At 44.7% G+C, this 21,333-nt stretch carries 23 protein-coding genes; 2 read left to right on the forward strand and 21 right to left on the reverse strand.

All coding sequences use genetic code 11. The features are described 5' to 3' along the window. Window positions 1–8: 8 nt before the first annotated feature. From AC6CIB_RS10310 to AC6CIB_RS10345, 8 genes are all read right to left on the reverse strand, one after another. Entirely contained in the window at window positions 9–1,004 is a 996-nt protein-coding gene (locus AC6CIB_RS10310) for an alpha-ketoacid dehydrogenase subunit beta (protein WP_498280273.1), read from the reverse strand. A gap of 1 nt (window position 1,005) precedes the next feature. Then, the gene (gene pdhA, locus AC6CIB_RS10315; RefSeq protein ID WP_498280275.1) at window positions 1,006–2,070 is read right to left on the reverse strand and encodes a pyruvate dehydrogenase (acetyl-transferring) E1 component subunit alpha; all 1,065 of its coding nucleotides are present in this window, start codon (window positions 2,068–2,070) and stop codon (window positions 1,006–1,008) included. 248 nt (window positions 2,071–2,318) lie between these two features. Beyond that, window positions 2,319–3,419, reverse strand: a complete 1,101-nt coding sequence (locus AC6CIB_RS10320) for a Leu/Phe/Val dehydrogenase (RefSeq protein WP_498280567.1) — start codon at window positions 3,417–3,419, stop codon at window positions 2,319–2,321. Between the two features lie 114 nt (window positions 3,420–3,533). Further along, entirely contained in the window at window positions 3,534–3,929 is a 396-nt protein-coding gene (locus AC6CIB_RS10325; protein ID WP_498280277.1) for a thioesterase family protein, read from the reverse strand. A gap of 400 nt (window positions 3,930–4,329) precedes the next feature. Next, window positions 4,330–5,124, reverse strand: a complete 795-nt coding sequence (locus tag AC6CIB_RS10330) for an ABC transporter ATP-binding protein (protein ID WP_498280279.1) — start codon at window positions 5,122–5,124, stop codon at window positions 4,330–4,332. After that, a complete protein-coding gene (locus AC6CIB_RS10335; protein WP_498280281.1) occupies window positions 5,108–6,127 on the reverse strand; it encodes an ABC transporter permease in 1,020 nt (339 codons plus the stop codon). The genes AC6CIB_RS10330 and AC6CIB_RS10335 overlap by 17 nt, the downstream gene beginning before the upstream one ends. A 16-nt stretch (window positions 6,128–6,143) precedes the next feature. Further along, entirely contained in the window at window positions 6,144–7,115 is a 972-nt protein-coding gene (locus tag AC6CIB_RS10340) for an ABC transporter substrate-binding protein (RefSeq protein ID WP_498280569.1), read from the reverse strand. Between the two features lie 600 nt (window positions 7,116–7,715). Then, window positions 7,716–8,672: an NAD(P)H-dependent flavin oxidoreductase gene (locus tag AC6CIB_RS10345; protein WP_498280283.1), complete on the reverse strand. Its 957-nt coding sequence runs from the start codon at window positions 8,670–8,672 to the stop codon at window positions 7,716–7,718. A 200-nt stretch (window positions 8,673–8,872) separates the two neighbouring features. Here AC6CIB_RS10345 and AC6CIB_RS10350 point away from each other — a divergent pair, with 200 nt between their 5' ends. Both AC6CIB_RS10350 and AC6CIB_RS10355 read left to right on the forward strand, forming a co-directional pair. Continuing rightward, entirely contained in the window at window positions 8,873–9,208 is a 336-nt protein-coding gene (locus AC6CIB_RS10350; RefSeq protein ID WP_498280285.1) for a PadR family transcriptional regulator, read from the forward strand. Beyond that, window positions 9,201–9,866 carry a DUF1129 family protein gene (locus AC6CIB_RS10355; RefSeq protein ID WP_498280287.1) on the forward strand — a complete coding sequence of 222 codons (666 nt, stop codon included), beginning with the start codon at window positions 9,201–9,203 and terminating at the stop codon, window positions 9,864–9,866. Before AC6CIB_RS10350 ends, AC6CIB_RS10355 begins: the two co-directional genes overlap by 8 nt. A 48-nt stretch (window positions 9,867–9,914) precedes the next feature. On the opposite strand, the gene paaX is transcribed toward AC6CIB_RS10355, so the two are convergent. The 13 genes from paaX to AC6CIB_RS10420 form a co-directional block, all read right to left on the reverse strand. After that, window positions 9,915–10,790, reverse strand: coding sequence for a phenylacetic acid degradation operon negative regulatory protein PaaX (gene paaX / locus AC6CIB_RS10360; RefSeq protein ID WP_498280289.1), 876 nt, complete (start codon window positions 10,788–10,790; stop codon window positions 9,915–9,917). A 168-nt stretch (window positions 10,791–10,958) separates the two neighbouring features. After that, window positions 10,959–11,180 carry a hypothetical protein gene (locus tag AC6CIB_RS10365; RefSeq protein WP_498280291.1) on the reverse strand — a complete coding sequence of 74 codons (222 nt, stop codon included), beginning with the start codon at window positions 11,178–11,180 and terminating at the stop codon, window positions 10,959–10,961. 82 nt (window positions 11,181–11,262) lie between these two features. Continuing rightward, a complete protein-coding gene (locus tag AC6CIB_RS10370) occupies window positions 11,263–12,468 on the reverse strand; it encodes a thiolase family protein (RefSeq protein WP_498280293.1) in 1,206 nt (401 codons plus the stop codon). Then, on the reverse strand, window positions 12,465–13,340 hold the full coding sequence (locus tag AC6CIB_RS10375) for a 3-hydroxyacyl-CoA dehydrogenase (protein WP_498280295.1): 876 nt from the start codon (window positions 13,338–13,340) through the stop codon (window positions 12,465–12,467). The genes AC6CIB_RS10370 and AC6CIB_RS10375 overlap by 4 nt, the downstream gene beginning before the upstream one ends. A gap of 70 nt (window positions 13,341–13,410) precedes the next feature. Continuing rightward, window positions 13,411–14,928: an aldehyde dehydrogenase family protein gene (locus AC6CIB_RS10380; protein WP_498280297.1), complete on the reverse strand. Its 1,518-nt coding sequence runs from the start codon at window positions 14,926–14,928 to the stop codon at window positions 13,411–13,413. Between the two features lie 24 nt (window positions 14,929–14,952). Beyond that, on the reverse strand, window positions 14,953–15,726 hold the full coding sequence (locus tag AC6CIB_RS10385) for an enoyl-CoA hydratase-related protein (protein WP_498280299.1): 774 nt from the start codon (window positions 15,724–15,726) through the stop codon (window positions 14,953–14,955). Between the two features lie 12 nt (window positions 15,727–15,738). Further along, window positions 15,739–16,518: an enoyl-CoA hydratase/isomerase family protein gene (locus AC6CIB_RS10390; RefSeq protein ID WP_498280301.1), complete on the reverse strand. Its 780-nt coding sequence runs from the start codon at window positions 16,516–16,518 to the stop codon at window positions 15,739–15,741. Then, window positions 16,511–16,819, reverse strand: coding sequence for an EthD family reductase (locus AC6CIB_RS10395; RefSeq protein ID WP_498280303.1), 309 nt, complete (start codon window positions 16,817–16,819; stop codon window positions 16,511–16,513). The genes AC6CIB_RS10390 and AC6CIB_RS10395 overlap by 8 nt, the downstream gene beginning before the upstream one ends. A 419-nt stretch (window positions 16,820–17,238) precedes the next feature. After that, a complete protein-coding gene (paaD, locus tag AC6CIB_RS10400) occupies window positions 17,239–17,718 on the reverse strand; it encodes a 1,2-phenylacetyl-CoA epoxidase subunit PaaD (RefSeq protein ID WP_498280305.1) in 480 nt (159 codons plus the stop codon). Window positions 17,719–17,731: 13 nt separating this feature from the next. Continuing rightward, entirely contained in the window at window positions 17,732–18,550 is an 819-nt protein-coding gene (gene paaC, locus AC6CIB_RS10405) for a 1,2-phenylacetyl-CoA epoxidase subunit PaaC (protein ID WP_498280307.1), read from the reverse strand. Next, window positions 18,547–18,903, reverse strand: coding sequence for a 1,2-phenylacetyl-CoA epoxidase subunit PaaB (gene paaB / locus AC6CIB_RS10410; protein WP_498280309.1), 357 nt, complete (start codon window positions 18,901–18,903; stop codon window positions 18,547–18,549). Before paaB ends, paaC begins: the two co-directional genes overlap by 4 nt. 15 nt (window positions 18,904–18,918) lie before the next feature. Continuing rightward, on the reverse strand, window positions 18,919–19,887 hold the full coding sequence (paaA, locus tag AC6CIB_RS10415; protein WP_324746556.1) for a 1,2-phenylacetyl-CoA epoxidase subunit PaaA: 969 nt from the start codon (window positions 19,885–19,887) through the stop codon (window positions 18,919–18,921). A gap of 73 nt (window positions 19,888–19,960) precedes the next feature. Continuing rightward, the gene (locus AC6CIB_RS10420) at window positions 19,961–21,286 is read right to left on the reverse strand and encodes a phenylacetate--CoA ligase family protein (RefSeq protein WP_498280311.1); all 1,326 of its coding nucleotides are present in this window, start codon (window positions 21,284–21,286) and stop codon (window positions 19,961–19,963) included. Between the last annotated feature and the right edge of the window lie 47 nt (window positions 21,287–21,333).

A 21,333-nucleotide genomic window follows, 5' to 3' on the forward strand; every position in this document is an offset into this window, starting at 1 on the left:
CTCCTTGTCTAATAGCGGGCTACATTCTCCACTGCAGCCAGCACACGTTTACTGTCAGGCAAATAGAAATCTTCAAATCCGAAATATGGGACAGGTGTATCGAATCCCGTTACCCGTTCAGTCGGTGCTTTCTGATATAAAAAGGATTTGTCATTGATGATCGCCAGTACATCATTTCCGACTCCACCAGTGGCGTGTGCTTCATGCACAACCACGGTTCTCCCCGTTTTCTGAACAGAACTTGAAATGAGATCCTTATCAAGGGGATAGAGTGTTCTAAGATCGAGGACCTCACAGGAAATACCTTTATCAGCGGCTTCCTTGGCTGCATCCTCGGCTACTTTAACCATCGCTCCCCACGCAATGATTGTGACATCCTCCCCCTCTGTGACTACCTTGCCTTTCCCGATTTCCACCGTGTACTTTTCTTCAGGCACTTCTTCCCTGGAAGATCGGTAACATCGCATAGGTTCCAGGAATAGAACGGGATCAGGATCCTCGATGGCTGCAATCAGAAGTCCCTTTGCATCATATGGAGTTGCGGGACAAACAACTTTGATTCCCGGCATATGAGTGAAAAGTGCTTCGGTGCTATCGGAATGAATCTCAGGCGCCCTTACACCAGCCCCATACGGAGCCCTGATGACCAATGGACAGGTGAAGTGTCCCAGGGTACGGGCGCGGAGGCGGGAAGCATGAGTCATTATTTGCTCGTATGCCGGATAGATGAATCCTAAGAATTGGACCTCTGCCACTGGACGAAATCCGTTCAATCCCATCCCAATGGCTGCTCCAATGAAACCAGCTTCACTTAACGGGGTATCGAGGACTCGATCTTCTCCAAATTCCTGCTGCAGTCCGTCAGTCGCTCGAAACACCCCCCCATTGGTGCCGATATCTTCTCCCATTAAGAGGACATTGTCGTTTTCCTTCAGCATCACTCTCAGGCCGTCCGTTATGGCTTGAACCATCGTCAGCGTCTTCATTTTCGTTAAGGTGCTCATTCTACTCACCTCTCAATCGCTCAAGGAGCTTTTCTTTTTGTTCCTGGATCGTCCAGGTCGGTGTCGCAAACACATAATCAAAGATCACACTAGGATCAGCTGCCGGATATGCTTCCAGTTCCTCAACAGCAAGATCTACTTCCTTCGCACATTCCTTTTGAACAGAGGTCATCCACTCTTCGTCAACCCAGCCTCTATGCTTCATGAATTTCGTTAAGCGATCGACAGGGTCATTATCCTTACGTCGGGACTCACTTTCCTGTTGATCACGATACTTTGTCGGATCATCTGCGGTTGTATGGGCACCGTATCTCCAGGTCACGGACTCGATCAAGGTAGGTCCGTCCCCGTTTCGTGCTCTCTCCAACGCCTTCAACGTTTCAAAATAAACAGCAAAAATATCATTGCCGTCGATGCGTACGCTTGGAATGTCATAGGCAAGTGATTTCTGGGCAATGGTTTTGGTTTTCATTTGCTTGTGCATGGGAACGGAGATGGCGTAATGATTGTTTTGATTGAAAAAGACGACCGGGGCCTCCCAAACGCTGGCCAGGTTCAATCCTTCATGAAAGTCGCCTTCAGAAGTGGCGCCATCACCAAAATATACAATGGCTGCATTCCGGGTCCCTTTTCTTTTCTCCGCGTAAGCCGCCCCTACCGCATGTGGAAGCTGTGTCGCGATTGGAATGCCAGGAGTGAAAATATTCTTTCCTTCCGGAGGCACGCATCCTTCATTTCTCCCCTTCCAGAATAGGAGGATATGAAGCAGGGAATGACCGAATGTCATGGTAGCCCCATGGTCCCGATAGGACGGGAATAACCAGTCCTTCTCTTTCAGTGCAAGGGCGCTCCCCACTTGAGATGCCTCTTGCCCTTCAAATGGTGCGTATGTTCCGATCCGGCCTTGACGCTGCAGGCTAACGGCTTTGCGGTCAAAGGTACGGATCCTGATCAGATGACGATAAAAAGTGCGGGCCAAGTCTTCTGAAATGTCCTTTTCATACGCGCTTTGAACCAGTTGTCCTTGTTGGTCCATCACCTGGACCAATTGAAATTCCTCGATCATTTCATCACCTCTTGTGGTGCTTTATTGTTGAAGATTTGGGATATTCATATTTTTATTAAAAAGTGACTAGATTTAGATATTCTTGAGGTGTTTCATTCGTGAACGATAGGGTTCTTATAGAATAAAAATGGCTCTCTTTGATATGCTATTGGATAGGTTATGTTGAAACTTGTGCCACTTTGAGCGTTTGTTGTGCCAAATTGTGAACACCCCTATTTTTTGCCCCATACATTACCGACTGATACAAACTACGTTCTCACAGACCACTTCGGACGTTTCGCATGGGAGAAGAAGCTGTTTCTTCTTGTGCGTGCATGGATTCTGTCCTCACAGAACCGGTTGGCTGCTTCGACTGTGGTCATATGCTGGTTTTCTGATTGCAGGTAAATATTCTGCAGGCTATTATAGATAGCGCTTGTTTTTTGCAGGACACGTTCTTTGTTTGGTTCGTACAATTCGTCCGCTACTTGAATCAATCCGCCTGCATTGACGATGTAGTCAGGTGCGTATAAGATTCCTTTTTCGTGCAGCTTCATTCCATGTGAAAGGTCTAATAATTGGTTGTTTGCAGAACCGACGACCGCCTTTACCTTCAACTGATCTACCGTGTGATCATTAATGATTCCACCGATGGCACAAGGAATGAAGACATCTGCATCAACCGAGTAGATCTCATCTCCGGATACGACTTTAATGGCTGCTCCCATCCTGTTTGCCTTGGCCACTAACTGATCAATGGATTTCTGACTGATATCCGTTACATAGAGGTCTGCTCCCTCTTCAAGTAGACGCTCGGCTACTTTAAAGCCTACTTTTCCTAACCCTTGAATGGCATAGCTTTTTCCATGAAGGTCTTTTGAGCCCCATACGTTTTGATTGGTTGCCTGTAAGCCGTAGATCACGCCCATGGCAGTCGGGATGGATGAATCTCCACTTCCACCGTATTCTTCATTGACGCCTACAATGCAATTCGTTTCTTTTAAGGCATAAACAAAATCATCAGGAGTCGTGCCCATATCTGTCCCGGTATAGAATCTTCCGTTCAGGGATTCAACAAATTGGCCAAAAGCACGGAACAGCTCAGGATGTTTGTCTTTTTCAGGATCTCCGATGATGACGGCTTTTCCTCCACCGAAGTCCACGTCGGCTGCTGCACATTTGTAGGTCATTCCTTTTGATAAACGTAAAACATCCTCAAGTGCTTCATCTACTGATGTGTAGGGTCTCATTCTACAGCCGCCCAATGCAGGTCCAAGAGTCGTATTATGTATGGCGATGATGGCTTTCAGTCCTGTTTCTTCATCATTGCAGAATACAACCTGTTCATGATTTTGTATTTTTTCGAACATATCCAATTCTCCGCCCCCTACAAGCTCTCCGTTTGTAACCGCTTCCATTTTAGTGAATACGTTAGACACTTAAGCTTCCTCCTTTTACACTCCTATTGATGAAGTGGATCAAAACTAGTTCTCTTTTATTCTTTCATTAATTTTCTCTTTCGGCAGTAACACTTGTTTGACTTCACCTTTCCCAATGAGCCTGTCATTCTCTCTATCTCTGACAGTCACTTCGGTTACAATAATGTTTCGTTCATATTTAATTACGCTCGCTTTAATTTCAAGAGAGGAACCCGTTTTCGCCGGAGCCATATGCTCGACGTTCACCTTGGCTCCCATTCCCTCTTCATGATCTTCCAAATAGGGTAGAATGATCTTTCTTGATGCCCATTCCATATGGTAAACCATTGAGACGGTCGAATACACCGGGTGTACCACGTCTCCTTCAAACTGGGCATACATGCTGGGGGTTACTTCTGTCGTGACGACGGCGGTATGTCCTTCTGCTAATCCAGGCTTCATTGCTTTCCCCCTTTAAACCAAAAAATTATATATTTTTATATAACGTTAATTCAACGATATAATAACATTTTGTTTTATAAATAGTCAATAAATTGTTAAAATTTAAAATATTATATTAATATAAGTTATGCAGAGGGACGGACCTATCGGCGAAGACGAAGGTCCGTCCCTCCCTCAAAAGCGGAGGCGGCTTGATCAGAAGCGACAAGCATAAGTCGAACTTACCGGGAAGGCGCCCTTTGCCTTCTTGGTAAGTTCAACTTATGACCTCGAGCCTCTAGTCGCCGGAGCTAGACGATTCCCTTTTCCAGATAGGTAATCAAAATATTCTCAAAAATAAAAAGCAACGAAACAGAGTTTCGTTGCTTTTTGTAGAAGGTTGTTTATTGTTTTTATAAGCTTATGAGAGAAGTGCCCGGTCGCTGGCGAGTTTGCTTCCACGGATTCGCTGAAATTCGTGGAGAAGTCCTTCGACTGTGAGGTGTTTTTTCTCTTCTTCATTTACCTCTAATATAATCTGGCCTTTATCCATCATGATCAATCGGTTGCCAAGGTCCAGCGCCTGCTGCATATTATGGGTGACCATCAACGTGGTAAGCTTATACTTCTCTACAATCTCTTTCGTAAGGTTCGTAATGAGGTCCGCTCTAGCAGGATCCAATGCTGCCGTATGTTCATCCAGCAATAAGATCGACGGTTCGGTGAATGTGGCCATCAGTAGAGAGAGCGCCTGTCTTTCCCCTCCAGATAGCAACCCGACCTTTGCATTCAATCGATTCTCAAGCCCGAGGTGAAGGGTTTCCAGTACTTCTTTAAAAAACACTTTCCGTTTTTTGGTCACACCCATTTTAAAGGTGCGGGTACGATTTCTGGAATACGCCATGGCCAGGTTCTCTTCGATGGTCATAGTGGGTGCAGTGCCTGCCATTGGATCCTGGAACACCCGACCGATAAGCTTAGATCTTTTATACTCGGACACCTTAGAAACATCATGATCGTCAATCAGAACATTTCCCACATCAGGCAGCAGTACACCTGAAACGATATTCATCAATGTCGATTTCCCGGCTCCATTACTTCCGATCACTGTGACGAAATCCCCAGGTTTTAAAGAGAGTTGAATGTCATCAAGGGCGATTTTTTCATCGGGTGTCCCTTCATTAAATACTTTGTGGATTCTATTTAATTGTAACACCGCTCTCACCCTTTCCATCTGTGATTGAAGACCTGTCTAATCGTTCTGCCATTCGCTGGGCCTTTCGTTTCTTGTCCTTGTAACGGTCCATCACCTTAGGCATGACAAGGGCAAGGATCACGATTGTCGCTGTGATAAGCTTCATATCCCCTGTTTCCAGGAAATCGACGCGAAGAGCCATGGATACGACTAGTCGATAGATAATCGCTCCTCCAATGACTGCGAGCGTCGTACGGGCGATCGTCTTGGTTCCAAACAATGCTTCACCGATGATAACTGAAGCAAGTCCGATGATAATCATCCCGATTCCCATTCCGACATCAGCAAATCGGCTGTATTGAGCAATCAACGCTCCCGACAGTGCTACCATCCCATTCGATATTCCCAAACCCAGAATAATCATCAGGTTCGTATTAGCAGAGAAGCTACGGATCATTCGCTGATTATCTCCAGTCGCCCGTAATGCCAACCCGATTTCCGTTTTCAAGAATCCGTCTGTTAAAAACTTGATGACAAGCGTGATGATGATCATAATAAATAAAATGCTCCACGTCCCCGGTACAGGCTCACCAAGTCCCACTGCCATCCACAATTTATTGAGTACAGCATCGATCCCGAGAGGTGACCAAAATCCTTCCACCCCTGTAAAAGCAGTATCCTGACTTAGTAAAGGTACATTCGACCTTCCCATTATCCGGAGATTGATAGAATACAGGGCAATCATCATGAGAATCCCTGATAATAGGGCATTGATTTTTCCAAACGTGTGAAGTAGTCCCGTTATACATCCTGCAACAAATCCGATGACAATCGCTGTTATGGTTGCGATGACTGGATTTACGCCACTAACGATCATGGTGGCAGCGACAGCGGCTCCCGTAACAAAGCTGCCGTCGACTGTTAAATCAGGAAAATCCAATATCCGAAAGGACAAGTAGACTCCGAGGGCCATAATAGCGTAAATGATTCCAGATTCAAAGGATGCGAATATTGCTGTTGGCACGAATCATCATCCTCTCTTATTTCTCTTCGTAAAACTCTCCTAAATCAGACCATGCATCCTGAACTTCTACACCTTGCTCTTCAGCGGCTTGCTTATTGATCATTAACATAAAGTTCTTCGGATACTCAACATTGATTTCAGAAGTTTTCTTTTCACCTTTTAAAATTTTTGCAGCCATCAGTCCCGTTTCGTAACCAAGATCTTCATAGCTGAACCCACTAGCAGCAATCGCTCCTTTTTTCATTGAATCCAGTTCACCCACAAATAGAGGGATATCTTTATCATTTGCTACACTGATGACTGATTCCAATGCAGATACAACGGTATTATCAGTCGGAATGTAGATGGCATCCACACGACCAACCAGGGATTCTGCCGCTTGTTTTACATCTGCTGACGTAGATACAGATGCTTCCACTACCTTCGCTCCCTTTTCTTCAGCAAGCTTTTTCACTTCTTCAGCCTGTACAACCGAGTTTTGTTCACCTGAGTTATAAATAACCCCAATATTTTTCGCTTTCATTTCATCCGTAATAAATGAAAGCGTTTTAGAGATCGCTTCAGGGTGTGTATCCGTCGTTCCAGTAATATTTTCACCCGGCTCTTCGAAAGATTTCACTAATTCAGCACCAACGGGATCGGTTACTGAGGTAAAGACGATTGGAATTTCCTTTGTAGCATTTAATGCGTGCTGAGCACTTGGGGTTGAGTTTGCAAAGATGAGGTCGACACCATCACCAACGAAGTTCTTGGCGATCGTTTGTGAATTTGTAGGATCCCCTTGAGCAATTTGAACATCAAACTTTACATTTTTGCCTTCTTCAAGACCGTTTTCAGCCAAAGCCTTCTTAAAACCTTCAAATGCTGCATCTAAAGAAGGATGTTCCACAATTTGGGTTACCCCAATCACATATTGCTTTTCACCATCTTCTCCACCTGAGCTTGTATCACTACCACAGCCCGCTAAAACCAGCATTCCCAGCATCATAGAGATGACAACAAGTAATAAACTCTTCTTCTTCACAGAAATCCCCCTTTTTCTCTTCCTAATATATGATCAGTAGTCTGGTAGACTAGCAAATCCAAGTATGATAAAAATGAACACCAACGTAAATACAACGTTATATTATCACTCCTGTCACAAAATAGTCAATAATATTCCGAAAATTTAAAAATTAATACTAGTATAGTCGTAATTGGTGATGATTTCTAGAGGGATTGCGGGAAAATTTTTTTGCTATGGGGTTGGTGAACGTGATGAGGGTTACGGTTTTATCATTTTGATTGTTATTGGGACGTGGCGATTGATGGAGAATGCAACAAGAAAACGTAATTATAATAGGTGAAACGATCGTTAAAGTGTCACTATAATAACGTTTTCTATGAAAATCCAGCTAAATTAATGGTTTCGTACTATAGTATTCCCCTTTGAATCTCTCTTTTTTACTTTGTTGTGCCGGAATCTACTATACTTGTGCTACTTTAGCGCTTAGTTGTGCCATTTCACCAAAACTTGTGCCAAATTGTGAACACCACCATAAAAAAGACACTTCCCCAATCAAGGAAAGCGCTTTTTCACAACAATCTATTAAGATTCCACACCGCTGCCCGATAGCTTCTTGAAAATCCCCTGGGCATCGATCATCATTCTATCTATCAATTCCTTCACCGTCGGGACATCCGATACTAGACCGGACACTTGTCCTCCGTTGATAAATCCCTGATCCAGCTTCCCTTCAAGTGCTCCTACCCGGTGATAATCTTCGGAGGTTATTCGACTGAACTCTTCAACAGCGACCCCCATTTGTTCTTTTTGAATCAATTGTGCTGCATAGGGCGTTTTCATGACCCTTCTTACCCTTCCGACAGAACGACCGACGATGACGGTGCTATCATCTTTTGCTTCTACTAGTGTCGTTTTATAGTTTTCATGAAAAGGAGCTTCCTGTGTAGCGATGAACCGTGTACCCATTTGCACACCACTGGCACCAAGGGCAAGCATGGAAGCGAGCCCCCTTCCATCGCCAATCCCTCCTGCTGCCACGACAGGAATGTTGACCGTGTCGACGAGCTGAGGTATAAGGGCAAGCGTTGTCGTTTCTAGATTGGAGTTGATTCCTGCAGCCTCATATCCTTCCGCCACGATCACATCTGCACCAGTGTCTTCCGCTTTCTTTCCTTGCTTTTTCGAAGCGACAACACAGATTACCTTCACGTTGTGCTCATGGAAATACGGAATGAGCGGGGCAGGATTTCCTGCTGATAAGGAAACGACCGGTATTCCATGAGTGACCACTAATTTGATCATCTCCTGCAGGTATGGGGTGATCGAGATGGGAATATTCAGTGCAAAGGGAGCATTTGTCCGTTTTTTAGTTTCAATAATGATCCCTTCCACTTCCTCCACGCCCATAGTACCGACACCGATTGTTCCCAATGCACCTGCCTCCGAGATTGCCGCCGTCAAGGAGGCGTTACTGATATTTCCCATTCCCCCTTGAATGATTGGATATTTTATATGTAATAAGCCCGTTAAGTTATTCATAAAAATCCCCCTTCGTTAAATTAATGTTATACTCTTTCGAATTGTACGACAAGTACCGAAAGAAATTTTCACCAATTTGAATTTAACATTGACATTTTCTACCTAAACACATATTCTAAAATCAGCTACTTTGTAAAACAAGGTAGCTGTGTTTTACATCAGTACCTTGTATTGCCATGTATTAAAAAAGGAGGCACTATATGTCTATCCGCAGTCAGCTATTAAAGGGTATATTAGATGGTTGCGTCCTATCTGTGATTGAAAAAGAGCCGGTCTACGGATATGAACTTTCCAAAAAATTGCAGTCTTCCGGTTTACAGAATGTGAGCGAAGGGACCATTTATCCAGTGTTGTTACGACTCCAGAAAAATAATCTGATCCGTGGGGAAATGCAGCCATCTGATTCCGGACCTAACCGAAAATACTATTATTTAACTGATGAAGGACATTCAGCACTCTCTGATATATCAAGGGAATGGGAACAAATCGTATCACCGGTCACAGCACTATTAAAAAGGGGGAACCTTGATGATTGAAGCAAAGCAGTTAATTGAATTGAACAATCAGAAACGAATAGGATTGTCGGAAGAGAATGAGAAGTATTATTCGGATTTTTTGATATACATGCGCCTACAGCTTTCATTATCGGAGCAGCAGACCGAGGAAATATTAATGGAAATCCTGGATCATATTATTGACGGGCAGCGTGAAGGGAAAACAGCCAGAATGATTTTAGGGGATGATCCTAAGGCTTACGCTGATGATATCATTGAACAGCTCCCTACAGAAAGAAAGAGGAGCATCGTAACATTCGTATCATCTTTAGCTCTTAATTTATTGGGATATTTCTTGTTGATTCGAGGACTCTTATTATTGATTGGGCCGATGTTTAAAGATATAAACAGTGAAGTATATCCAGTCACTTCCGGCATAATGGCATTTATCATCTTCTGTTCCAGTTTGATTGGGGTAAAAATCATTTTCTCGATTATTAAACAATCTTTATTCAAGGAGAAACAAACCCCTGTGAAAGATTCCATCAAAGCAGGTACAATGGGTATGGTATCAATGGGCGTCATAATTTGCGCCACTTACTTCCTTCCTGACCTTGGTCCATCGTTCCTTTTTCCATGGTATGCTTCTTTCATTACCGGAGCATCATTATTTGGTATCTCTTATCTTCTGAAAAAATAGAGGTCCGTCCCTCAAAAAACCACTTGCCAAACTGGCAAGTGGTTTTTATCAGTCTAATAATAATGGGTGGGTCATGACGTTGTAGCTCAGGTCTTTGTTTTTGAGTTCGTTGCCGTCTTCGAATACACTTTCGAAGAATCGTGATGCCGGTTCTGCGAGTTCTTTGTAGTATTCTCCGAACAGGGAGGCTGCGTGTGCCCCGAGCCATTTTTCAGGCAGCAGTTCTTCCGGCAGACCGGGATCGACAAAAAGGAATTTGCGATACTCATGGACGAGCTTGGTTCTTTCAACGAAGCATTCAGCGTCGCTCATTTGTCCTTTTCCGATTTTACTTTTATCGATCATGTATTTTTCGCTGTAGTGAGAAATGAATTCCTGATAGCGGTCATTGATTTCTTTCAGGTCCCAGCTTTTTTCGATCAAACGCTGATTCTCATTGGGACCTTCATATTCAGCAATGAAGAAATCGACATAGTCTTTAATCTCGTATTTCCCAATCAGGGATTGGACTTGTTTTTCCAGATTGTTAGGAGAGATCCACGTACTTGTAGAAAGGGTTCCAAAACCGCTCCATACCAGTTCTTTCCTCAGTTCATCACGGATGCTTCTAATCTCTTCCGGAATCGAGTACATCAGGATTCTCCATTTACCGTCCCATTGCTCCGGCTTCAACTTGAAGATCCTCTTTGCGGCTTCTTCCATTCGAGTCACACCGCGTTCTGTGAGGGAGTAGTAGCTTTTGTTCCCTTGTTTCTCTGCCTGGACCCAGCCTTGCTTATTCATTCTTGAAATTGCTGCACGGACCGCTTGATCGTTGTGACCAAATTCATTCAGAAGACGTATCAAACTGCCGATCCATATTTTATTTCCGTAATGTCGAATGTAGTCCCCATATAGTGTAAAGATCATTGATCTTGTATTCATCGGTGCCTCTCCTTTAGATTCATTCCGTTTGTTTATGACGTTTAATTTACGTTTGATTTATATATTATCATAAACATTCTATGAAAACATATGAATATTCATGATTTTTAAGTTTGTATATGAATTTCAGGCACAAAAAAAATCAGGCTCCCTTATAGAGCCTGACCCTCAATGATACATCCTCAACATCTCCAGCATTTTAACAAATTCATACGAATTGACAACCTGTTCCTGCGACCAATTCGCCTCGATCCATCTCACAAGCTCTTCCTGACTGTTGAACACTTCCCCACTCGTATCGGCTTTCCTTATTAAATACCTTCCGTTATCCTCATCCGCGACTACGAGACAAGGAATCTCGCTTTCTTTTGTCATGATTTCAAATTCCATCTCACTCACCTCATTTCTATCTTTTCTAAAAAGGGTAGATTCTAATCACAAAAAGAGTCCTGCACTTACAGGACTCAAGCTATTAAGATTCTATACTCTCTATTAAAGTCGCAATCCCCTGGCCGACACCAATACACATGGTAGACAAGCCGTAGCGTACCTTTCTCTTTTTCATTTCATACAGAAGGGTGGTAAGGATACGTGCTCCACTTGCTCCAAGTGGATGACCGAATGCGATGGCTCCTCCATTGACATTGACAATCTCTTCATTCAACCCAAGCTCACGGATGCAGGCAATGGATTGTGCAGCGAATGCTTCATTAAGCTCCACTAAGCCGATTTGGTCAAGAGCAAGGCCGGACCGTTTCAGTACCTTCTGTGTGGCATAGATCGGTCCCAGTCCCATCACAGAAGGTTCAAGCCCTGAAGTGGCCGATGTCATGTAGCGGGCCAGCGGTGTAACGCCTAATGCTTCTGCCTTCTCCCTGCTCATTAATAAAAGAGCAGATGCACCATCATTGACTCCTGATGCATTCCCTGCCGTCACCGTTCCTCCTTGGAATAAGGGCTTAAGCTTCTGCAGTTTCTCACTATTGGTATCGGGTCTTGGGTGTTCATCGAACTGGAACGTAGATAGGTTCCCTTTACGGTCACGTAATTCAACGGGCACGATTTCTTCTTTAAACCGTTCTTCATCCATGGCACGTTTCGCTTTCATTTGGCTCCAGTAAGCAAAGTGATCTTGTTCTTCCCTCGAAATGCCGAACTGTTCCGCCACGTTTTCTGCTGTTTCCGGCATGGAATCGGTCCCGTATTTTTCTTTCAGACGGGAATTAACGAAGCGCCACCCGATCGTCGTATCGAACATTTCCATATTGCCTCTTGGGAAATCCTTTGAAGGCTTTGCCATGACATACGGAGCCCGTGTCATACTTTCAGTCCCGCCTGCAATGAAAACATCTCCTTCATTAGCCAAAATTGCTCTCGCCGCATAGTTCACAGCGTCCAGTCCAGAACCGCATAAACGGTTGATGGTGGTGGCCCCGACTTCAACAGGGAGACCTGCCAGGAGTGTCGACATCCGGGCTACATTCCGGTTATCCTCCCCGGCACCGTTGGCATTTCCAAGTACCACCTCTTCAATCGTATCCACCGGGACGAGGGGATTTCGTTCGATGAGCGCTTTAATAACATGTGCACCCAAATCATCAGGGCGCACCTCTTTTAAAGAGCCTTTGTATTTTCCAATCGGGGTCCGGACAGCATCGACAATGACAACCTCTCTCATGACTGATGCTCCTTTTCCTTTGTTTCAGAGTAATCATAAACACCTTTACCAGTTTTTCGGCCAAGACGTCCTGCCTTCACATATTTCTCTAAAAGAGGGGCCGGACGATACTTTTCTCCAAGCTTTTCATGAAGGTACTTAAGATTATTCAATCGCGTATCCAGTCCGACTAAATCCCCAAGTTCAAATGGCCCCATTGGATAATTGAGGCCGAGCTTGATTGCTTTATCGATTTCTTCAGGAGAACCGAGTCCTTCCTGGAGCATGTAAAAGGCTTCATTCCCAACGAGGGCAGAGATTCTGCTTGTGACAAAACCAGGGAACTCATTGATGACTACCGTTTCTTTCCCCATCAGTCGGGCCACTTGCTGGATGACCTCCGTCGTTTCATCACTTGTTTCCAATCCCTTCACGATTTCAACGAGTGTCATTTTATGTACAGGGTTGAAAAAGTGCATAGCAATGACTTTGTCAGGTCGTTTCGTAAAGGAGCCGATTTCAGTCGGGCTCATGGTGGAGGTATTCGTTGCCAGGTAGCAATACTCCGGGGCATGAGCATCCAGTACTTCGAATACGCCACGCTTAATGTCTGTTTTTTCCGGAACGGCTTCGATAACCACATCGGCATCCCGTACAGCAATCGAAAGATTCGTTGAATAGTTCATAAACTCTTTTGCTTCTACGTACTGTTGCTGAGTGAGCTTATTTCTTTCAATTCCTTTTTGGAAAATGAGCTGAATCTCATTCCTGGCATGATCCAACTGCTCTTGTTTAATATCAACCAGTGTGGTCCGGAAGCCTCCAACTGCACTCACATAGGCAATCCCTCTACCCATTACTCCGGAACCAACTACCACGATATGCTGCGTCATGTTTGTTTTCCCCTTTCTTGTAATAAGGGGTTGACCCTGATAGGACCCCCCCCTGCTTGTTTATGTCTTCTTACACACCAAAAGGATTTAACGGACGGCTTCCGAAGTAAGAAATGATACTCTTTGTTTCTGTGTAAAGATCGAGCGTTTCAACGCAAAGTTCACGGCCAAATCCGGACTGCTTGTAGCCTCCGAATGGAGTACCCGGGAATGCGGAGAACGGGCAGTTCACCATCACGATTCCGGCCTGGATCGCTTTCGATACTCTTGTCGCACGGCCATGGTTTTGAGTCCATACCGCTGAACCGAGTCCATATTCGCTATCGTTGGCCATTTTGATCGCTTCTTTTTCATCTTTGAATTTCATTACCACCACAACTGGTCCGAAGATTTCTTCTTTTACAACCTTCATGTCGTGATTCACATCTGTAATGATGGTTGGCTCATACCAATAGCCTTTTTCGAAGCCTTCAACCTTCGCAGGACTTCCCCCGGCTAAGATCGTTGCCCCTTCTTCTTTAGCAGATTGAACATAACCGTCGATCGTGTCCAGCTGCTCCTGGTTGATGATCGCCCCGATATGAGTTCCTTTATCATGTGGGTCAGCCAATTTCAGCTTCTTCGTCTTCTCAACGAATTTCTCCATGAACTCATCATAAATGTCTTCGTGAACATATAATCTGGAGCGTGCTTCACAGGACTGGCCTGTATTATAGAAGATTCCGAACAGGGAACCATCCACCGCTGCATCGACATCTGCATCTTCAAATACGATGTTTGGTGACTTCCCACCTAATTCAAGAGTAACTCTCTTTAGGGTTTGAGACGCTTTTTCCATGATGTTTTTACCGATAGGAGTAGAACCTGTGAAGGCTACTTTATCAACCTTTTCATGCTCAACTAAGTAATTACCGACAGAAGAACCTGCACCCGGGATGATGTTGACTACTCCTTCAGGAACGCCGGCTTCAATACAGATTTCACCCAAGACAATCGCTGTTAATGGTGTAAGAGTCGCTGGTTTCACCACAACCGAACAGCCTGACGCAATGGCAGGCGCAATTTTCCACGCTGCCATCATCAATGGATAATTCCACGGAATGATTTGAGCACATACACCGACCGGCTCTTTCTCCGCAACATTCATGAATTGACCTGGTACATTATTGACCGTTCCACGATGGCCCACAATCGCTCCTGCATAGAATTCAAAGTCTTCGATCGCTTGCATCACTTGACCTTGTGCGGCGGATAGTGATTTCCCGCTATCCATGATCTCAAGTGAGACAAGTTCATTGAAACGTGATCTCATAATGCCTGCAATTTTATTGAGCACGCGGGAACGCTTATTGATCGGGAACTTCTTCCACTTACCGTAGTCAAACGCGTTTCTCGCTGCTTCAACCGCTTTTTCAGCATCTTCAACAGATGCCAGTGAAACGGTGGCAATCGCTTCACCTGTCGCTGGATTGTACGTTGTAAAGGTTTCACCTGAACCACTTTCCATACGTTGACCGTTGATCACCAATGAATAATGTTCTCTTTTCATTTCAAGGACTTCAAAGCTTTGCTCTTTTACTGTAGACATAACTCCATCTCCTTTTTGATTGAATTATTTTCCGTGAAAGGCTGGTCTTCTTTTCTCCATAAATGCTGTCACACCTTCGCGGTGATCTTCTGTCTGGCCTGCGATCCGCTGGGCACAGGCTTCTTTTTCTAAGTATTCGTTGAAGGATAGATCCGCGCTGCCCTTTAACAAACGCTTCATCAAGCCGATTGCCTTCGTTGGTATGGAGGCGATTCTTTCGGCAAACGCAACCGTCTCTTCCTGCCACTCTTCAAGTGATATGACTTTCGTGACAAGACCTAGCTTTTCTGCATCGATCGCCTTTATCTTCTCTCCAAACACCGCCAGTTCCAGCGCTTTTGCGTATCCAACAATCTTTGATAAATAATAAAGATTCCCTGAATCTGGGACTAATCCGACATGTACAAATGCTTGCACAAAGCTCGCTTTCTCTGACACGATCCTGAAATCACATGCCAAGGCCAGGCTGAATCCCGCTCCTGCCGCCACTCCATTGACGGCTGCAATGACCGGCTTTTCACACTGCTCAATTTCTTTCACCATCGGTCCGTAGTTATTTCGAAGGACCTCTCCATGATCCATCGATTCATCTACTTCGCTTAAATCCTGTCCCGAACAAAAAGCCCTGCCTTCACCTGTTATCACAATGGCTCTTACTTCTTCATTTCGTGAAGAGTCCTTCATGGCCTTTTGGATTTCCAGATTTAGTTGACGAATGAAAGCATTCAGCTTATCCGGGCGGTTCAAGGTAATCCAGGCTACGTTATTTTTCACTTCATATTTAAGGGTTTCGTACATTCTGCAGCCTCCTTATTTTCCTTTGAATTCCGGTTTGCGTTTTTCCACGAAAGCCTTCATGCCTTCTTTCTGATCTTCAGAGGCAAAGAGAAGATAGAAGTTCTTCCGCTCATATTGCATCCCTTCATAAACCGAAGAATCAACGGCTTTATGGACAGATTCTTTGATCAATCTCAAGGAAAGCGGTGGCTTTGCAGCTAATTTCTTCGCAAACTTCTCGGTTTCTTCTATTAATAACTCTTTTGGAATCGCCCGGTTGATGACTCCCCACTCGAGAGCTTGCGTGGATGTAAACAGGTCTCCCGATAACAGCCATTCCATAGCTCTTGATTTCCCTATCAGCTTGGTGAGCCTCTGTGTCCCGCCTGCTCCAGGCATGACCCCAAGATTCACCTCTGGAAACCCGAAGCTTGCATCCTCAGTAGCGAATAGAATGTCGCAGCAAAGAGCTAACTCAAACCCGCCTCCTAATGCAAACCCCTGGACCGCTCCGATGATCGGCTTCTTAATCCAGGCCAAGCGGTCCCATTCGGTAAATTGATTCAAGAGTTCTAAATCTATGGCTCCGTCCTCTGCCATTTCATCAATGTCTGCTCCTGCAGCAAAGGCTCTGCCCCTACCAGATAAAACTATTGCTTTCACACTGTCGTTCCGGTCAAATGACTCGAAAGCATTGACTAACTCCGATACCATAGGACGATTGATAGCGTTCAGGACTTTAGGTCTATCTAATTCAATAAAACCAAGTCCGTCCCTCTCGCTCACTACGATATATTCGTACGCTTTACTCATTCACTTCTTCACCGATCATAAGAGTGACTAACTCTGCGGCGAAGCCCATAAGGTCCTTCCCGGAGGCTTTGCCTTCATCGGATTTCATGGCTGCTTTCAGCGCTTCATGATTGTCGTAATACATTTCGCACATTAAGTAGTATTTGCCTTCTCCACCCATAGGTGAACCGACGATTCTCGTTACATCCATCTTTTTAAGTCCTGGAATTTTTGCCGTGATCGGAGCGTGGGTATTGAAGTAATGCTCATCAAATTTCTCTTTGTTTTCAGGGTGCTTATACAATGCGATTAGTTTTACCATAGTGGAATCTCTCCTTTGATTTTCAAAAGTTTATTTTGGTACTATTTGTAATAAGACAGTAGTAGTTGATTTCCGCTACAGGATGCTCGCTTTACGCGGGGCTGGCGGCGAGCCTCCGGGGTCTCACCTGTCTGGCTCCGGCGGCTCGCCCCTCGAGGTCATAAGCTAAATGGTCCAAGAAGGCAAAGAGCACCTTCCCGACCCATTCATCTTATGCTTGTCGGGGCTGATCAAGCCGCCTGCGCTTTTCGTACTGTCCCGCTATTCCCGCAGGAGTCGATCACCTGCAGCGAGAATCAACTTTCTGAGAATCCGGTTTGCTTTAACAAAACCCTTACAAAACAACAATCTTTTAGAAAATAGCCTTGTAAAAAGATAGATTTAGATAAACGGTGCTAAAAGCTAAAACTTACTAAACTTCACATCATTGTTGATATTGGCTTCATGGCTTCGAACGGGTTGCGGCATTGCTTACAGTATAGAATGCTTCTGCAGGCGGTGGGACCGAACAGATTCTCCATTGAAGTATAGGGGGAATCACAATATGGACAATGAATCTCCCATTCTTCTTCCCCGGTGAAATGTTCAGGCGGAGGTGCGATGCCGAATTCCTTCAGTCTTTCCCGGCCATTTTCGGTTAACCGGTCGGATGTCCAGGGAGGAGAATAAACGAATTGTACCTGTACGGATTGAATTCCAAGCTGATCCCGACAAGCCTTCTCCACATTTCCTTTGATAATGTCCAATGCAGGACAGCCTACAAAGGTTGGAAGGAGTTCAATCATCACAGCATCTTCGTAATGATGAATACGATTGACCATTCCAAGATCCACAATGCTGATGGAATCTATTTCCGGATCTTTCACAGTTTGAAGAACATCTAAAACGGTTGCAGTCATTTTCCTTCATCCTTTACCAGCTTGCTGCGGGATTTGTGTTATAGACTTCGCTTAATGTGAAAAGTGCCGTATCCAGTTCAGGAGTGTGTTCACCTAAGCGTCCATTCCCTTTTTTCATGCTTACATTCGGAGGAAAGAATAGTTGAGTAGATTGGAAGACCGGTTGAAGGGCCAGCTCCCATCGTTTCGTTAAGCTTTCTTCTCCTTCGATCAGAGCCATAAGAGACATTTCTTTACCCATTGGTCCCAGGGTCAGGACTCCCTGGAATTCATTTAATACTCGTTCAATCGCCTTATTCATTCGCTCCCTTGCTTCCCCGCCTGCATTCATTAATTGAATGAACCAGGTTTTCCAGTGCAGCAGGTGATAATATAATTCTGTGTTGATTTTGATTGCCATGTCGGCAAGTGGTTCATAGGAGGAGTTCTTTAATGAGTCAATTCGTACCTTTTTGGCGACGCTGTAGAAATAATGTCTTACAACAGCAAAAGCCCAGTCGTAGCGGGGTTCTTGTAAGTAGTGTCCTGATCCATTCACTTCTTCCAGTAAGATGGCATTTCTTCGTTCTGACGCCTTCCTTCCATGTGCCAGATGGTCCTGATCCCCTTCCCCTAACTCTTCAAGGAGCTGATAAAACATCGTGGCATGCCCCATCGTGTCTTGATTAATAGATGAAAACGCGACATCCTCTTCAATATGAGGAGCGAGTCCCAGCCATTCAGAACCGCGATACGCAAGGATGAAATCATCGTCGGCCAGTTGATAGAGCAGGCTCAGAAGCGCTTCCTTATAATCTGCGTTTGGGATGTCATTTGGACTTTTCACTTTCATTTCTTCTTCACCAACTCTCCCCATGACATGATTTCTTTCTCATCGAGCATTTCCTGTTCGTACTGTCTCCACTTCTTCTTCAGATAACCGTAGCCTTTGGCGTTCCGGTAATCTTTATTATCAAGACGGCCAACACTCTCTCTTTCCTCAGGTGTCATCATCCGCACGTCCGACCGCTTCAGAACCCATATATCCGAAACCGGCTCTCTTCTCATGAAATTCTCTTGAGCCATTACCATGGCAAGCTCATGGTTGGGGGCTAACAAACTGAATTGATGCTGCATCTGTGCCCCGTCCGTTCTCTTACTAAACACTTCAAATTCCTGATAAAAGTTTTGCCCCTTGTCTGACATCCTTCTCATTCCCTTCTAACTTACTTGGTCACTAGGGCTTAATGCTTCTCGAACCCACGCATTATTGTCGTAGGATAATTCTCTTAAACGAAGGCGATCCTTTGATTTCGGCCCATTGTTCCGAATGATTTCCTTGAAACGGTTCCAGTCGGGCTGCTTATAGATCCATAAGTCCTTTTCTTCATCGAAGTACATCGTTTCATCAGGAAGAGTCAGTCCTAACGACAGCATCCTCGGAACATATTTCGTGAAAAAGTCCTGTCTCAGCTGTTCATTTGTTTTCGTCCGGATGTTGTACTTGATGGTAATATCTTGCTTAGAGGAACCTGTCGTTTTCGCATCACCCGGTCCAAAGAACATAAGAAGCGATTCCCACCAGCGGTCTACTGCATCCTGAACTAATGCCCTTTGCTCGGGAGTCCCTTCTGCAAGAGCCATGATGATGGCTTCACCATGCTGTGCGTGGAACACTTCTTCCGCACAAATCCGCTTGAGCGCCCGGGCATATGGACCATATGAGGCATGGAGCATATTCGTTTGAGTGATGATCGCTGCCCCGTCCACAAGCCAGCCGATTAACCCAGCGTCACCCCAAGTAGGTGCTTCCATGTGAAAGACGTTATGAAACTTTAAATCTCCTGAAAATAAATCTCTCATAATATGCTCTCTTGTTTTCCCATAAGGCTTCATTAAATCTTCCGCTACACGAAGCAGAAGTTGTCCATGGCCCATCTCGTCCTGTACCTTTGCCATGATACCAAGCTTCCTTCTTAGTGTAGGTGCTTTCGGTACCCACTCCTTCTCGGGAAGTGCCCCCATGATTTCACTTATCCCATGCATGGAAATCAGCTTAATCAGTGCATTCCGATATTCATCCGGCATCCAATCATCCGCTTCAATCTTTTCGTCATTTTCAATCTTTCTCATAAAATGAGCCATACGCTCTTCTTCTGTCAGTTGTTGATTTGATAATACGTCACTCATTGTAGCCCCTCCTTTATCACACAGTTACTACGCGGGAACTGTATTGTGTGATAACTATTTTTCTCAAAAAATTTTATTGAAACATGGCTTCTCCTCTAAGATCCACAATCCGAATGGCTTTTCCTTCTGAACGGGGGATTTCTTTCGGGCCCCTGATTTTCACATCCATGGAAACATAGCATCGCTCTTTCATGAGGCATTTCACTTTTGCTTCCAATTGATTGATTCCTTCATGTTTTAAATCTTGAGACATTCCTTGGTAGTATTCATCCGTGACCTCAACCTGCAGCTCCACCAAATCGAGTGCCCCTTTTTTCTTTAAGTGAACCTGATAATGTGGCGCAAGCTCACTTATCTGAAGCAGGAAGTGTTCCATTTCAGATGGAAACACGTTCACTCCCCTGATGATGAGCATGTCATCCACTCTTCCCTTAACACGAGACATCTTCACTGTCGTTCGTCCACATGAGCATGTTCCTTGCTGAACCGAAGCGATATCTCCGGTTCTATAGCGGATAATTGGAAAGGCTTCCTTCGTTAAGCTCGTAAAGACAAGTTCCCCGACTTCCCCCTCCGGCAGCGGCTCTAATGTATCAGGATGAATGACTTCCACGAGAAAATGATCCTCTGCAATATGAAGGCCATCCTGTGCTTCGTGACATTCCATGGCAACCCCAGGGCCGATGACTTCACTTAAGCCATATATGTCACACGCTTTAATATTCAGCTTTCTTTCCAATGTTTCTCTCATCGTATTCGACCAGGGCTCGGCCCCGAATATTCCATATCGTAAAGATAGTGAAGCCGGCTCCTTCCCCTGTGCCTCCATTGATTCTGCTAAATTGAGAACGTAAGAGGGCGTGCCGCATATGACCGTGGGCTGAAAGTCTTCCAATAAAGTGATTTGTCTGGACATGTTTCCACCCGATACCGGCACCGTGATCATCCCCAGCTTCTCACTTCCATAATGCAGCCCCAAACCACCTGTGAATAGTCCGTATCCATATGCATTATGCAGGACGTCCCCCGGTTTTCCACCTGACATGGAAATGGCCCGGGCCACAATTTCTCCCCACATGTTGATATCGTTCTGGGTATACCCTACAACCGTTGGCTTGCCACTTGTTCCGGAAGATGCATGGACCCTTACCATTTCTTCACGCTTGACTGCGAACAGGCCAAAAGGGTAATGCTCCCTTAAATCCTTCTTTTTTGTAAGCGGTAACATTTTAAGGTTTGACAAAGACTTTATATCCTGTGGCTTCAGACTTCTCAGGTCAAATTGTTCACGGTAAAAAGGGACTCGTTCATACACATAAGCAGCAATATGTTGTAATCTCTCTAGTTGAAGGCGTTCCATTTGCGATCGACTGGCAGTTTCAATCTCATGCAAAATCAACGTATCGGCCTCCTGACACTATATAAAAATATATTTATATAACGTTA

The organism is Rossellomorea sp. GQ25 (assembly GCF_059758515.1).